Origin of the sequence: Pradoshia eiseniae (genome assembly GCF_002946355.1) — a bacterium.
In the GTDB taxonomy this organism is placed as follows: Bacteria; Bacillota; Bacilli; order Bacillales; family Pradoshiaceae; genus Pradoshia; species Pradoshia eiseniae.
In genome coordinates, this window is record NZ_PKOZ01000013.1 from 1 (window position 1) to 14,421 (window position 14,421).

Annotated in this window: 12 protein-coding genes, 1 tRNA gene, 1 rRNA gene and 1 other annotated feature; all 14 genes read left to right on the top strand. The window is 44.5% G+C overall.

Annotated features, from left to right (window positions below; translation table 11 throughout):
- A tRNA-Ala gene (locus CYL18_RS15620) sits at nt 1-76 on the top strand.
- A gap of 6 nt (nt 77-82) precedes the next feature.
- Nucleotides 83-199: ribosomal RNA gene (rrf, locus tag CYL18_RS15625) — 5S ribosomal RNA — on the top strand.
- 461 nt (nt 200-660) lie between these two features.
- The gene (locus CYL18_RS15630) at nt 661-1,122 is read left to right on the top strand and encodes a CtsR family transcriptional regulator (RefSeq protein WP_104850462.1); all 462 of its coding nucleotides are present in this window, start codon (nt 661-663) and stop codon (nt 1,120-1,122) included.
- Nucleotides 1,123-1,146: 24 nt separating this feature from the next.
- The gene (locus tag CYL18_RS15635; RefSeq protein ID WP_104850463.1) at nt 1,147-1,704 is read left to right on the top strand and encodes a UvrB/UvrC motif-containing protein; all 558 of its coding nucleotides are present in this window, start codon (nt 1,147-1,149) and stop codon (nt 1,702-1,704) included.
- On the top strand, nt 1,701-2,780 hold the full coding sequence (locus tag CYL18_RS15640) for a protein arginine kinase (RefSeq protein ID WP_104850464.1): 1,080 nt from the start codon (nt 1,701-1,703) through the stop codon (nt 2,778-2,780). The genes CYL18_RS15635 and CYL18_RS15640 overlap by 4 nt, the downstream gene beginning before the upstream one ends.
- A 12-nt stretch (nt 2,781-2,792) precedes the next feature.
- Nucleotides 2,793-5,234 (top strand): ATP-dependent protease ATP-binding subunit ClpC, encoded by a 2,442-nt coding sequence (gene clpC / locus CYL18_RS15645; protein WP_104850465.1) that lies wholly within the window; start codon nt 2,793-2,795, stop codon nt 5,232-5,234.
- A gap of 278 nt (nt 5,235-5,512) precedes the next feature.
- The gene (gene radA, locus CYL18_RS15650; protein WP_104850466.1) at nt 5,513-6,892 is read left to right on the top strand and encodes a DNA repair protein RadA; all 1,380 of its coding nucleotides are present in this window, start codon (nt 5,513-5,515) and stop codon (nt 6,890-6,892) included.
- A gap of 4 nt (nt 6,893-6,896) precedes the next feature.
- The gene (disA, locus tag CYL18_RS15655) at nt 6,897-7,958 is read left to right on the top strand and encodes a DNA integrity scanning diadenylate cyclase DisA (RefSeq protein ID WP_104850467.1); all 1,062 of its coding nucleotides are present in this window, start codon (nt 6,897-6,899) and stop codon (nt 7,956-7,958) included.
- Nucleotides 7,959-8,161: 203 nt separating this feature from the next.
- Complete coding sequence (locus CYL18_RS15660) at nt 8,162-9,256, top strand: PIN/TRAM domain-containing protein (protein ID WP_104850468.1); 1,095 nt, start codon at nt 8,162-8,164, stop codon at nt 9,254-9,256.
- A gap of 24 nt (nt 9,257-9,280) precedes the next feature.
- Nucleotides 9,281-9,979 carry a 2-C-methyl-D-erythritol 4-phosphate cytidylyltransferase gene (ispD, locus tag CYL18_RS15665; protein WP_104850469.1) on the top strand — a complete coding sequence of 233 codons (699 nt, stop codon included), beginning with the start codon at nt 9,281-9,283 and terminating at the stop codon, nt 9,977-9,979.
- Nucleotides 9,972-10,448 (top strand): 2-C-methyl-D-erythritol 2,4-cyclodiphosphate synthase, encoded by a 477-nt coding sequence (ispF, locus tag CYL18_RS15670; RefSeq protein ID WP_104850470.1) that lies wholly within the window; start codon nt 9,972-9,974, stop codon nt 10,446-10,448. Before ispD ends, ispF begins: the two co-directional genes overlap by 8 nt.
- A gap of 82 nt (nt 10,449-10,530) precedes the next feature.
- A complete protein-coding gene (gltX, locus tag CYL18_RS15675) occupies nt 10,531-11,988 on the top strand; it encodes a glutamate--tRNA ligase (protein ID WP_104850471.1) in 1,458 nt (485 codons plus the stop codon).
- Nucleotides 11,989-12,030: 42 nt separating this feature from the next.
- Nucleotides 12,031-12,276 (top strand) — a binding site (T-box leader).
- Nucleotides 12,277-12,374: 98 nt separating this feature from the next.
- Nucleotides 12,375-13,040 (top strand): serine O-acetyltransferase, encoded by a 666-nt coding sequence (gene cysE, locus CYL18_RS15680; protein WP_104850472.1) that lies wholly within the window; start codon nt 12,375-12,377, stop codon nt 13,038-13,040.
- Complete coding sequence (gene cysS, locus CYL18_RS15685; RefSeq protein WP_104850473.1) at nt 13,021-14,418, top strand: cysteine--tRNA ligase; 1,398 nt, start codon at nt 13,021-13,023, stop codon at nt 14,416-14,418. The genes cysE and cysS overlap by 20 nt, the downstream gene beginning before the upstream one ends.
- The last annotated feature ends 3 nt before the right edge of the window (nt 14,419-14,421 follow it).

The window sequence follows — 14,421 nt, forward strand, 5'->3', positions numbered from 1 at the left end:
GGGGCCTTAGCTCAGCTGGGAGAGCGCCTGCTTTGCACGCAGGAGGTCAGCGGTTCGATCCCGCTAGGCTCCACCATATAAGTCCGGTAATGATGGCGAAGAGGCCACACCCGTTCCCATTCCGAACACGGAAGTTAAGCTCTTCAGCGCCGATGGTAGTTGGGGCTCACGCCCCTGTGAGAGTAGGACGTTGCCGGGCACAAAGAGACCAGTTCATTATATGAGCTGGTTTTTTTGTGTTTTATTTACATAGAGAGAAATTCAGAAATGAACTGTACCTTATCTATAAAATGCTCTGGGATTATCTCTTTGGTTAATATGGCATAAGAAGGGGACGTCGTCAGAGAAGGTCTGCTAAAGGCCGTGCAAGGGGTATAAAGCGTGGACAAAGTGGAGTGCTTCATTTGGCATCCCCATACACAAGTGTATAGTTATCTCAACATTAGTTTTCTTGTGAAGATGCCCAGAAATGTTAGGAATGTAGGTTTCTAATCCTGCTAATGTGGGTAAAATTTTATTATTGGCTTTCTGTCTGTCTGCAAAAATTTGTATATACATAAAATTAATGTGTGGAGTAATTCGTTGTCAAAATGAGAAAACTTTTTTATAATTAAAGTCAAATATAGTCAAAGTCAAGGCAGCGAGAGGGGGAGTCAAGCGATGAAAAATATTTCAGATATTATTGAGGGTTATTTGAAGAATGTTTTAGAAATGAGCGAAAAGGAATTGGTCGAAATTAAGCGAAGCGAAATTGCTGACAAGTTTCAATGTGTCCCCTCTCAAATCAACTATGTTATTAACACCCGCTTTACTATTGAACGAGGCTATCTTGTGGAAAGCAAACGTGGCGGAGGCGGATATATTCGAATTATGCGGGTTCAGTCTCATGATAGGGCGCATCTTATCGAACAGATCAGCAATCTCGTTGGCGATCGGATTTCACAGAGTAATTCCGAGGCGCTGATAGGCCGTCTTGTTGAAGAAGAAGTAGTCTCTCTTAGGGAAGCGAAGATCATGATGAGCGTTATGGACCGATCGGTTTTGCATTATGATCTGCCTGAGCGTGATGAGCTCAGAGCAAGAATTTTGAAAGCCATGTTTATGACTTTACGATATAAGTAAGTGATCAGCAAATGAGGTGGAGAGATGCTTTGTCAGGAATGTAATGAGCGGCCGGCTACGCTTCAATTCACGAAGGTCATTAATGGGAAGAAGACGGAAGTGAATCTTTGTGAGCATTGTGCGGCGGAGAAGGGAGATATTTTTATGCTCCACGATGGCGGCAATTTGTCTTTCAATAATTTACTTTCAGGTCTTTTAAATATGGGACTTGGCATGACGTCGGCGAAGGCGAACCCTGGTTTTGGGGGAGATCAGCTGAAATGTCCTCATTGCCAGTTGACGTATCGCGAGTTCGTGAATAGCGGCCGTTTTGGTTGCCGGCATTGTTATGAAACATTTGCTTCTTATTTGGAGCCTGTAATAGGCAGGCTTCATGGAGGTAATGTAAATCATGTGGGCAAGATCCCAAAACGAGCTGGGGGTACCCTTCATATCAGAAAGCAGATTAATGATTTGAAGGCAGATTTGCAAGGATTGATTGAAAAAGAGGACTTTGAAAAGGCAGTCCATGTCCGTGATCAAATTCGTCTGCTTGAGAAGGAGATTGAGGAAGAGTCTCAAGAAGGAGGCAGCGAAGGATGACAATTGAGAACTTCATGAACAAGGCGATTAGCCCTTGGATGAATCAAGAAGGCCCCGCATCAGATATCGTAATGAGTTCAAGAGTCCGTCTGGCGCGAAATGTCAGGGATCTTTCTTTCCCAACTGTTTTTACTGAGGAAGAAGCGGGTAAGATGCTTCGAAAGGTAGAAAATCGACTTGGCGGCCAGTACTTGCCGGGACTTGGCACATTAGAGATGGTGAGGCTCAAAGAGCTTCAGCCGCTTGAGAGGCAAGTTCTTGTGGAGAAGCATTTAATCAGTCCGCTTCTAGCAAAGGAGTTTGAGATGGGAGGAGTCCTTATCACCGAGAATGAAGAGGTTAGTATCATGGTGAATGAGGAGGATCATATTCGTATCCAATGCTTGTTTCCTGGTCTCCAGCTGAGGGAGGCATTGGATGTGGCAAGCCGTATAGACGATTTGCTAGAAAATGAGCTTGATTATGCGTTCGATGAGAAGCTTGGCTATTTGACAAGCTGCCCAACTAATGTCGGCACAGGCTTACGTGCTTCGGTTATGTTGCATTTGCCTGGGCTGGTACTGACGAGACAAATAGATCGAATCATCTCCGCAATTAATCAGCTTGGACTTGTCGTGCGAGGCATGTATGGAGAAGGCAGCGAGGCGCTCGGAAATATTTTTCAAATTTCAAACCAAATGACACTTGGAAAGACAGAAGAGACTATCGCTGAGGACTTGGACAGTGTAGTAAAACAAATAATTATGCAGGAAAAGGTTGCACGTGACACATTGGTGCAATCTTCAAACATACAATTGGAAGATAGGGTATTCCGCTCATTAGGAATATTATCAAATGCCCGCATCCTCGAATCTAAGGAAGCGGCGAAGTGTTTATCAGATGTCCGCCTGGGAATTGATTTGGGCTTCATCCCTAATATAACGAAACATATATTAAATGAATTAATGGTCGTAACGCAGCCTGGTTTTTTGCAGCGCTATGCAGGAGGGCCGCTGAATCCAAAAGAAAGAGATATCCGAAGAGCTTCTCTCATTCGGGAAAGGCTAGCATTGGAAGATAAACCAAATGAAGAATAGGAGGAACTTATCATGATGTTTGGTCGATTCACAGAAAGAGCGCAAAAGGTGCTCGCACTTGCACAGGAAGAAGCTATCAGGCTCGGTCATAATAATATCGGCACGGAACATATCTTGCTTGGATTGGTAAGAGAGGGAGACGGAATTGCTGCTAAGGCCCTCTATGCCCTTGGGCTAAGTCCTGAGAAAATTCAGGAAGAGGTAGAAAATCTCATTGGAAAGGGTTCAGAAACCGTTCAAACGATTCATTATACACCGCGGGCGAAAAAAGTCATTGAGCTTTCCATGGATGAAGCAAGGAAACTTGGCCATTCCTATGTAGGAACAGAGCATGTTCTCCTAGGATTGATTCGAGAAGGTGAAGGTGTTGCAGCAAGAGTGCTGAATAACTTAGGTGTAAGCCTCAATAAAGCAAGACAGCAAGTATTGCAATTGCTAGGCAGCAATGAATCCGGGATTAATCAAGGCGGAGCCTCCTCTGCTGCAAGCACGCCTACACTCGATAGCCTTGCGCGTGATTTAACAGCCATTGCTAGAGAGGGAAGCCTTGATCCTGTTATCGGGAGAGGAAAAGAAATTCAGCGTGTTATCGAAGTGCTAAGCCGCCGCACGAAGAATAACCCGGTTTTGATTGGGGAGCCTGGTGTGGGTAAAACAGCCATAGCTGAAGGATTGGCTCAACAAATCGTCAATAATGAGGTGCCGGAGATCTTGCGTGATAAACGGGTGATGACGCTTGATATGGGTACGGTTGTTGCCGGCACAAAGTACCGGGGTGAATTTGAGGACCGACTCAAGAAGGTTATGGATGAAATCCGCGCTGCCGGCAATGTCATTCTCTTTATTGATGAGCTTCATACCTTAATTGGTGCTGGAGGAGCTGAGGGTGCCATTGATGCATCAAATATCCTGAAGCCATCACTCGCGCGCGGTGAGCTGCAATGTATTGGTGCGACAACACTTGATGAATACCGCAAATATATCGAGAAGGACGCAGCTCTTGAGCGCCGGTTCCAGCCGATCCAAGTAGATGAGCCGACCATTGAGGAGTCCATCCAAATCTTAAAAGGTCTTCGTGATCGTTATGAGGCTCATCACCGCGTCTCCATAACCGATGAGGCGATTGATGCAGCTGTGAAGCTTTCTGACCGCTATATTTCAGATAGATTCCTGCCGGATAAGGCGATTGACTTAATTGATGAATCTGGGTCAAAGGTTCGCCTTCGCTCTTATACTACACCACCTAATTTGAAGGAGCTTGAGGTGCGACTTGAGGAAGCCCGCAAGGAAAAGGATGCCGCTGTTCAAAGCCAAGAATTCGAGAAGGCTGCATCTTTACGTGATATGGAACAAAAATTGCGCGAAGAGCTTGAGAATACAAAGCGCAATTGGAAAGAAAAGCAGGGCAAGGAAAACAGCGAGGTTACGGTTAATGATATTGCCGATGTTGTCTCCAGCTGGACAGGAATTCCGGTTACGAAGCTTGCCCAAACGGAATCTGATAAATTATTGAATATGGAGGAAATCCTCCATAACCGTGTCATTGGCCAAGAGGAGGCTGTCAAAGCCATTTCGAAGGCAGTCCGCAGGGCGAGAGCGGGACTTAAGGATCCGAAGCGTCCAATTGGATCATTCATCTTCTTAGGGCCTACAGGTGTTGGTAAAACAGAGCTTGCAAGAGCGCTTGCTGAGTCCATGTTCGGAGATGAGGATGCCATGATCCGGATTGATATGTCTGAATATATGGAGAAACATTCAACTTCCCGTCTCGTCGGTTCGCCTCCGGGTTATGTCGGCTATGAGGAAGGCGGTCAATTAACGGAAAAAGTCCGACGCAAGCCTTATTCTGTTGTATTGCTCGATGAGATTGAGAAGGCGCATCCGGATGTATTCAACATTCTTTTGCAAGTATTAGAAGATGGAAGGCTGACAGATTCAAAAGGCCGAACAGTGGACTTCCGAAACACCATTCTGATCATGACCTCAAACGTTGGGGCTCATAGCCTTAAGAAGAACCGCTATGTTGGTTTCAATATGCAGGATCAAGGCCAGGATTACAAGGATATGAAAGGCCAAGTCATGGATGAGCTCAAACGGGCTTTCCGTCCAGAGTTCTTGAACAGGATTGATGAGATTATTGTCTTCCATGCTCTTGAGAAAAAACACTTAAAAGAAATCGTAACACTGCTTGGAGACCAATTAATTAAGCGCCTGAAGGAACAGGAAATTGAATTGGAGCTTTCAGAAGCTGCCAAGGAGAAAATTGCAGAAGAGGGCTATGATCCGGATTATGGAGCTCGCCCGCTTAGAAGAGCCTTGCAAAAACATGTAGAGGACTTCTTGTCTGAAGAGCTTTTAAGAGGCAATATAGATAAAGGAAAGCGAATTATCATTGATGTGGAAAATGGCGAATTCGCCGCGAAGGCTGGTGAAAAGAGCCTGGCAAGTAAGTAAGGCAAAATAAGAAGGGCACTTCCTGTATTTGGATTGTGCCCTTTCCTTTCATTGAAAAATAACTACCCTGTATGGATTAGAGGATGGTGCTTTTAGCTTTTGATAAGCGGGTATAATCTTTCTATCTCACCATACGGATCCGCACATAGCCAATTAGGGTCCTCATCTATATTTACTTCTAACACATATCATTGAGAAGACATTTCCATACGAGTATATGAATTGAAAAAGGGAGCGGGTAAAGCCTGCCTGCACCGTAAGAGAGGATACGTACATTTATGGCAAAGAAAAAAACGAAGTTCATTTGTCAGTCTTGCGGCTACGAATCTCCTAAATGGATGGGGAGATGCCCGGGGTGTAACGGCTGGAATACGATGACAGAGGAAGTTGAAATCACAGCTTCAAAAAATCAGCGCAGGACAGCTTTTGCCCATACAGATCAGCCGATGTCCAAACCAGTATCAATTATGACGGTTGGTACTGAGCAAGAACCAAGAGTCATGACAGATTCACGTGAGCTAAACCGTGTACTTGGGGGCGGCATCGTCCCAGGGTCATTATTGCTAATAGGGGGAGACCCAGGGATTGGAAAATCTACCTTGCTTCTTCAAGTGTCAGCTCAATTAGCGAGGAAAGATTATGATGTCTTATACATATCCGGAGAAGAATCTGTCAAGCAGACAAAGCTGCGTGCCGTCCGCTTGGGTGTCACATCTGACCACTTATTCGTTTATTCAGAAACTGATATGTCGATGATTGAACAATCGATTGAGGAGATCGACCCAGATTTCGTGATTATCGACTCCATTCAAACTGTCTTCCATCCAGATGTCACCTCCGCACCGGGTAGCGTATCCCAAGTGCGTGAATGTACAGCTGAACTGATGAGGCTGGCGAAGACGAAGGGCATTGCCATTTTTATTGTTGGTCATGTGACGAAAGAGGGCAATATAGCGGGTCCGCGTCTTTTGGAGCATATGGTGGATACCGTTTTATATTTTGAGGGAGAAAGGCATCACACATTCCGCATTCTACGGGCGGTCAAGAATCGTTTCGGCTCAACCAATGAGATGGGAATTTTCGAAATGAAGGAAGAAGGACTGGAAGAAGTCATGAATCCCTCCGAAATATTCCTTGAGGAACGCTCTCAGGGAGCGGCTGGGTCTACCGTCGTAGCCTCAATGGAAGGAACAAGACCCATTTTGGTTGAGATTCAAGCATTGATTTCCCCGTCAATTTTTCCAAATCCAAGGCGGATGGCAACCGGCATTGATCACAATCGCGTTTCCTTGCTGATGGCTGTTCTTGAGAAGAGAGTCGGACTGCTATTGCAAAACCAAGATGCTTACTTGAAGGTCACAGGAGGGGTAAAGCTTGGAGAACCAGCAGTTGACCTTGCTGTTATTGTCAGTATTGCTTCTGGGTTTCGTGATGTGCCGACCAAAGCAACGGATTGCATTGTCGGTGAGGTAGGACTTACAGGTGAGGTTCGCAGGGTTTCGCGAATAGAGCAACGAGTGAAAGAAGCGGCTAAACTCGGATTTGAACGTATTATCATACCAGCCAATAATTTGAGCGGCTGGACACCGCCTTCTGATATTGAGGTTATTGGTGTAAGTACAGTGAGTGAAGCATTGAAATATGCATTAGGAGGTTAAATAGATGGATAAAAAGGTAGTCGAACGGGATAAATCTCAGATTATACAGCTTGTAGCCCCGGGGACGCCGCTGAGAGAAGGCTTGGACAATGTATTGCGGGCCAATACAGGAGGCCTGATTGTTGTAGGCTATAATGATAAGGTGAAAGGCCTTGTCGACGGAGGGTTTAAGATTGGCTGCCCGTTTTCACCAAGCTATTTGTATGAGCTTGCGAAAATGGACGGGGCCATTATCTTGAATGATAAGATTGATACCATTATGTTCGCGAATGCGCATTTGGTCCCGGACAAGACGATTCCTTCTATGGAGACAGGTATGCGTCACCGGACGGCTGAGCGAATTGCAAAGGAAACAAAATCACTTGTAATTGCTATTTCACAGCGTCGCAATATCATTACTCTGTATCAAGGGAATTTCCGCTATGCGCTGAAAGAGCTGTCAGTCATTTTGACGAAAGCGAATCAGGCGATGCAAACGCTGGAAAAATATCGTTCTGTTCTGGAGGAAAGTATCCAAAACTTAACGAAGCTTGAGTTCGAGGAGCTTGTCACGTTTGGTGATCTCACACATGTGTTAAATCGCCTAATTATGGTGATTCGCATTAAAACAGAGTTATTATCTTATATGAATGAGTTAGGAGTAGAAGGAAGGTTGCTGCGTCTTCAACTGAAGGAAATGCTGAGCAGCGTTGAGCAAGAAGCGCTTCATATTCTTAAAGACTATCATCAGGACCCAGATGCCTGCTCTCCTGAGAAGGTGTTTGAGCTGTTAGGAGAAATGTCACAGTCTGAGGTCATTGAGGATACAGCCCTGATGAAGGCGCTGGGTTATCCGGGAGCTATGCCGCCTGAACAATCAGTAGCGCCATGCGGCTATCGTGCCTTGCATAAGATTCCTAGGCTGCCTCTTTCCATAATCCAAAATCTTGTTAAGACCTTTGAAACATTGCCTGGTTTAATGAAGGCCAGCGTTGAGAATCTAGATGAAGTAGAGGGAATTGGCGAAGTACGGGCGAAGAAGATTCATCAAGGGTTAAAAAATCTTAAAAGTGTCAATAAATTATAAAAGAGAGAATTGAGAGGTTTCTGACATATCACTGACATACAAGAGGGTATAATGAAAGAATATAAGCGGGAAAATATCAGTAACATCATGGATTCGGAAAATGTTACAGGCTGTTTACAAGACGTTTACAGGTTCGCTTTTCCAGGGAAATAAGTATGATGGGTATTACTGCTCGTTTATAATTAATATAGGAGGTGAAAAGAATGTTGAAAAGAATACTGCAAATCTGTTTCATATTCATAGGCGGGGCACTAGGTATGGCCACTTTTCCGGAGTTATTACCATTAATCAATGTCGATAATGAGTTTTTAACAAATCCGATCTCTTCTGCTATTTTAGGTGCAATTATATTCTATCTCATTACTTTTTGGTTGGTTGACTATGTTGCCCATTTTATTAAATGGATTGAGGAGCAATTATTGATTGCCCCTATAACAGATATTATTTTTGGAAGCCTCGGTTTATTAGTTGGGCTTTTGCTGGCATTTTTAATTACATTGCCGCTGAATTCCGTGCCTATTCCAATCTTAAATACCGTTTCACCAATTCTTTTGACATTAATATGCGGCTATTTAGGATTTCAGGTCGGATTTAAGAAAAGGGATGAGCTAACGAGACTTGTTACGAATCCTGTAAAGGCGAAGAAAAAAGGCTCTGAGCGAGATGGAGACAGCTTAGAAGAAACTCCGGTCAAGAGAAAGGTTCTTGACACGAGTGTCATTATTGACGGTCGTATCGCCGATATTTGTAAGACGGGTTTTCTAGAGGGACCGATTGTCATTCCGCAGTTTGTGCTTGGAGAGCTGCAGCATATTGCAGATTCGTCTGATGCACTGAAGCGGACTCGCGGGCGCAGAGGCTTGGATATCTTGAACAAGATTCAAAAGGAACTCCCAATCGAAGTGGAAATGTATGAGGGAGACTTTGAGGAAATCCCTGAAGTGGATAGCAAGCTTGTTAAATTGGCAAAAACGATTGATGGGATTGTGGTCACAAACGATTTCAATTTAAATAAGGTATGTGAATTTCAGAATGTCCAAGTATTGAATATCAATGAATTGGCCAACGCTGTTAAGCCGGTCGTCATCCCAGGCGAGGAGATGAATGTCCAGGTCATTAAGGACGGCAAGGAGCAGAATCAAGGAGTTGCCTACTTAGATGATGGTACAATGATTGTAGTCGAGGATGGACGGAATTATATTGGCAAGAGGATTGACGTTATCGTGACTTCGGTGCTGCAGACATCTGCTGGACGGATGATATTCGCGAAACCGAAATTATTAGAAAGAGCTCTTTGAGCAGAATCAAGGGGTAGAATCAGAATGAAGTATGAAGTTATTATTCCAGCCGCTGGGCAGGGGAAGAGGATGAAGGCGGGCCGAAATAAGCTCTGGATTGAGCTTGAGGGAGAGCCCATCATATCTCATACATTGCGCCGTTTTAGCACAGACGAAAACTGTCTGCGAATCCTTCTTGTTGTGAATTCTTCTGAAGAGAATGACTTTCGGGAGCTGATAGAGCAATTAGAACTGCCCGTTCCAATTGAGCTTATCCATGGAGGGAGCGAGAGACAATACAGCGTAAAGAATGCAGTTGATTCCCTAACGGAAGATACCGGGATTGTCCTAGTCCATGATGGAGCAAGACCATTCATTTCACGGGAGTTGATTACAGAGCTTACGAAGGATGCCGCTCTTCATGGAGCAAGCGTGCTCGCCGTTCCGGTAAAGGATACCATTAAACAGGCAGGCGGAGCATTTATTACGCAAACAATTGAGCGTTCAAGCTTGTGGGCTATTCAAACCCCACAGGCTTTTCGTGTGTCATTGCTAAAACATGCTCACAGGCAAGCCGAAGAAGAGAGGTTCCTTGGGACAGATGATGCGAGTCTTTTAGAGCGGCTAGGTATGCCGGTGGCAATCACAGAAGGAAATTACGATAATATCAAAATTACAACTCCAGAGGATTTATATTTTGCAAAGGCTATTCTGGAGAAGGATAAAGGAGTCCAACATGATTAGAATAGGGCAAGGTTTTGATGTACATCAATTAGTGGAAGGCCGTCCATTAATCATCGGAGGTATAACGATTCCTTATGAAAAAGGGCTGCTTGGCCATTCAGATGCAGATGTTTTGTTACATACTGTAGCAGATGCTGTGTTAGGAGCACTGGCAGAGGGGGATATCGGCAAGCATTTCCCTGATACGGATATGGCGTTTAAGGATGCTGATTCAAAGGTACTCCTCAAAGAGGTGTGGAAGATTGCCAAGGAAAAAGGCTATAAGCTTGGCAATATTGATTGTACGATTATTGCCGAGCGTCCGAAAATGCGTCCGTACATTGATCAGATGAGAGAAGTGATCGCAGGGCTGCTAGAGGCTTCTGTTGAACAGGTGAATGTGAAGGCGACAACAACAGAAAAACTCGGTTTTCCGGGAAGAGGAGAGGGAATTGCCTCGCAGGCGGCTGTCCTTTTAGTAAAAGAATGAGGTCGAGCGGTTTTCTTCCTTTATGAATTAGTGTTAAAATGAACCCACATTAGTTACTTTATCTTTTTGGGAGGAAAAAAGAATGACAAGCAGTATTCGTGTTCGGTATGCGCCAAGTCCAACCGGGCATCTTCATATCGGTAATGCCAGAACGGCATTATTCAATTATTTATTTGCGAGAAGCCAAGGCGGAAGCTTCATCATCCGCATTGAAGATACAGATCAAAAGAGAAATATCGAAGGCGGCGAAGAGAGTCAATTAAAATATTTAAAATGGCTCGGCATGGACTGGGATGAAAGTGTTGACCGCGAGGGAGCTTATGGCCCTTACCGTCAGTCTGAACGTCTCGATATTTATAAACAATATTATACAGACCTCATCGACAGAGATATGGCTTACAAATGCTATTGTACAGAAGAGGAATTAGAGCAGGAGCGTGCCGCTCAAATGGAACGCGGCGAAACACCGGCTTATTCGGGAAAATGCCGCCATTTGACAAAAGAGCAGCAGGAAGCTCTTGAAGGTGAAGGCAGAAAGCCGAGCGTCCGTTTCGTTGTTCCTAAAGGGAAAGTGTATACGTTCAATGATATGGTTAAAGGCGAAGTTTCCTTTGAGTCAGACGGTATCGGTGACTTTGTCATCATCAAGAAGGATGGCATCGCGACGTATAACTTTGCAGTAGCCATTGACGATCATCTTATGGAAATCTCCCATGTTCTTCGTGGAGACGATCATATTACGAATACACCGAAACAATTAATGGTTTATGAGGCATTTGATTGGGAACCGCCTGTATTTGGTCATATGACATTAATCGTTAACGAAAGCCGCAAGAAACTAAGCAAGCGTGATGAATCGATTATTCAATTTATTGAACAATACGAGGAATTGGGCTACTTGCCAGAGGCGCTGTTTAACTTTATTGCATTGCTTGGATGGTCCCCAAGCGGTGAAGAAGAGCTCTTCACGAAAGATGAGTTCATCTCTATCTTCGATGCTGATCGTTTATCTAAATCTCCAGCATTGTTCGATAAGCAAAAGCTTACATGGATGAATAACCAGTACATGAAGAAGGTTGAAACTGAACGTGTCCTTGAGCTTGCTCTTCCGCATCTTGTGAAATCAGGCCTTGTGTCTGAGAGCATGACGGATGAAGAACGACAATGGGTGTATAAGCTTGTTGAGCTTTACCAAGAACAAATGAGCTTCGGAGCGGAAATTGTGGAGCTTTCTGGATTATTCTTTAAAGACGAGCTTGTTTACGATGAAGAAGCGAAGGAAATACTAGCAGATGAAACAGTTCCTGAAGTTCTTAGTGCATTCCTCAGTGAAGTAAACAATTTGCCTGAGTTTACGGACACAGAGATTAAGGCTGCTATCAAGCGCGTTCAGAAGGAAACAGGTCATAAGGGCAAGAAGCTGTTCATGCCAATCCGTGTTGCGGTGACAGGGCAAGCTCATGGTCCGGACCTTCCAAAAGCGATAGCTCTTCTCGGTCATGAGAAAGTGAAGATGCGTTTAGAGGGACTTTTACGTTAACAATTGAGCCAAAATATAATATAGTATAGATAAACCTAATAGGATAAAGCGTTGAGCGGGGAAAAGTAAGATTAAGGCTTGAGGTTTGACAGAGAATAACCATCATTGGCTGAAAGTGGTTAAAACCGTCATCTAATCTGAATGCGCCCCTGAGTCCTTCTTTGAACACCGCAAAAGGCGGATTAGTAGGAGAAGGCGGCATACCAATGTCGTTATAAAAAGGAAAGTTGGGGTTCTGCAGTTAAGAGCCCAAACAGAGTGGAACCGCGCCATAATAGCGTCTCTGTCCTTCGATGACAGAGGCGCTTTTTTATTTGGAAAAGATGGGGGAAGGTTCAAAGTGGCTTTAGGCGTATGCCGTAGTCATATAAAAGGGGGTTAAGTACATGTGGAAGCGAATGAAAGAGGATATAGAGGTCATATTTGAGCAAGATCCGGCTGCGCGTTCTGCGTTTGAAATTATTTTAACGTATTCAGGCTTGCATGCGATTTGGAATCATCGCATCGCTCATGCCTTATATAAACGCGGGTTTAAGTTTCTCGCGCGGGCTGTATCCCAGATGAGCCGCTTTTTCACAGGCATTGAGATTCATCCGGCGGCGAAGATTGGGCGGCGCTTTTTCATCGATCATGGTATGGGTGTCGTGATAGGGGAAACTTGTGAAATCGGAGATAATGTCATTGTCTATCAGGGTGTCACCTTAGGAGGAACCGGCAAGGAGGGCGGCAAGCGCCATCCGACAATAGAGGATAATGTGTTAATTGCTACCGGAGCGAAGGTTCTCGGCTCCATTGTCATTGGGGAGAATTCAAAGGTTGGAGCAGGGTCAGTTGTCTTAAAGGATGTGCCGGCTAATTCAACGGTTGTCGGTATTCCGGGCAAGGTCGTCATAAAGGATGGAGTTCGGCTGAAGCAGGACTTGAATCATCGTGACTTGCCCGATCCAGTCGAGGATCAATGTCAGCAAATGCAGCAGCAGATTGATGAGTTGAAGCTAGAATTAGCGGTATTACGAAAGGAGCTTAAAAAGCATGAGCATTCAAATTTATAACACGCTTACGAGAAAAAAGGAGCTTTTCCGGCCAATAGAGGAAGGAAAAGTGAAGATGTATGTATGCGGTCCGACTGTATATAATTATATCCATATAGGAAATGCGCGTCCGGCCATCGTTTTTGATACGGTTCGGAACTACTTGAAATATAAGGGGTATGACGTTAAGTATGTATCCAATTTTACAGATGTAGATGATAAATTAATCCGGGCTGCACGTGAGCTGCAAGAAGATGTACCAGCCACAGCGGACCGATTCATTCAAGCTTATTTCGAGGATGTAGGTGCCTTAGGCTGCCAAAAGGCAGATGTTCATCCGAGGGTCATGGAAAATATGGATTTGATTATTGAATTCATTCAAGCCTTGATTGATAAGGGGATGGCATATGAATCAGGCGGGGATGTCTACTTCCGTACAAGAGAGTTTGACGGATATGGCAAGCTTTCTCACCAGTCCATTGATGAGCTCCGTGTGGGCGCACGTATTGAGGTTGATGAAAGAAAGCAGGATGCACTTGACTTTACTTTATGGAAGGCGGCAAAAGAAGGGGAGATTTCCTGGGATAGCCCATGGGGCAAAGGACGACCTGGCTGGCATATTGAATGCTCCGCTATGGCGAAAAAGTATTTAGGCGATACCATTGATATCCATGCTGGCGGTCAGGACTTGGCATTCCCTCACCATGAGAATGAAATCGCTCAGTCAGAGGCGTTAACAGGCAAGCCGTTTGCAAACTATTGGATGCATAATGGTTATATCAATATAGATAATGAGAAGATGTCCAAGTCATTGGGCAATTTTGTTACTGTTCACGATATCATCAAGCATCATGACCCAATTGTCTTGCGATTCTTTATCCTTTCTGTCCATTACCGCAACCCGATTAATTATAGCGAAGAATTGCTAGAGGCGACGAAATTATCATTCGATCGTTTGAGAACCACTTATGAGAACTTGAAGCATCGTCAAAGCGCAAGCACAAATATCACTGCTAATGACGATGAATGGGTGGAGAAAATTAAGGGACTTCATATGGCATTTGAAGAGGCGATGGATGATGACTTTAACACAGCAAACGCGATTTCCGTCCTATTCGAGCTTTCTAAGCTAGGCAATCATTATTTGCTTGAGAAGGTAACTTCTGCTGACGTAATTGAAGCCTTCTTAAATGAATTCAGAGTGTTATTCGGTGTTCTTGGAATGCCGATTGAAGTGGAAGAGACGCTGGATGAAAAAGTTGAAAAATTAATTGAGGAGCGCAACCGCGCGAGAAAAGAACGCAACTTCGCCCGGTCAGATGAAATCAGGGATCAATTAAAAGAGATGAACATCATTTTGGAGGACACTCCTCAAGGCACGCGCTGGAAACGGGGATAAGAG

Bases quoted from the DNA above. Each gene is read 5' to 3' on its own strand.
- CYL18_RS15630 (WP_104850462.1), top strand. From the start codon at position 661: ATGAAAAATATTTCAGATATTATTGAGGGTTATTTGAAGAATGTTTTA.
- CYL18_RS15635 (WP_104850463.1), top strand. From the start codon at position 1,147: ATGCTTTGTCAGGAATGTAATGAGCGGCCGGCTACGCTTCAATTCACG.
- CYL18_RS15640 (WP_104850464.1), top strand. From the start codon at position 1,701: ATGACAATTGAGAACTTCATGAACAAGGCGATTAGCCCTTGGATGAAT.
- clpC (WP_104850465.1), top strand. From the start codon at position 2,793: ATGATGTTTGGTCGATTCACAGAAAGAGCGCAAAAGGTGCTCGCACTT.
- radA (WP_104850466.1), top strand. From the start codon at position 5,513: ATGGCAAAGAAAAAAACGAAGTTCATTTGTCAGTCTTGCGGCTACGAA.
- disA (WP_104850467.1), top strand. From the start codon at position 6,897: ATGGATAAAAAGGTAGTCGAACGGGATAAATCTCAGATTATACAGCTT.
- CYL18_RS15660 (WP_104850468.1), top strand. From the start codon at position 8,162: ATGTTGAAAAGAATACTGCAAATCTGTTTCATATTCATAGGCGGGGCA.
- ispD (WP_104850469.1), top strand. From the start codon at position 9,281: ATGAAGTATGAAGTTATTATTCCAGCCGCTGGGCAGGGGAAGAGGATG.
- ispF (WP_104850470.1), top strand. From the start codon at position 9,972: ATGATTAGAATAGGGCAAGGTTTTGATGTACATCAATTAGTGGAAGGC.
- gltX (WP_104850471.1), top strand. From the start codon at position 10,531: ATGACAAGCAGTATTCGTGTTCGGTATGCGCCAAGTCCAACCGGGCAT.
- cysE (WP_104850472.1), top strand. From the start codon at position 12,375: ATGTGGAAGCGAATGAAAGAGGATATAGAGGTCATATTTGAGCAAGAT.
- cysS (WP_104850473.1), top strand. From the start codon at position 13,021: ATGAGCATTCAAATTTATAACACGCTTACGAGAAAAAAGGAGCTTTTC.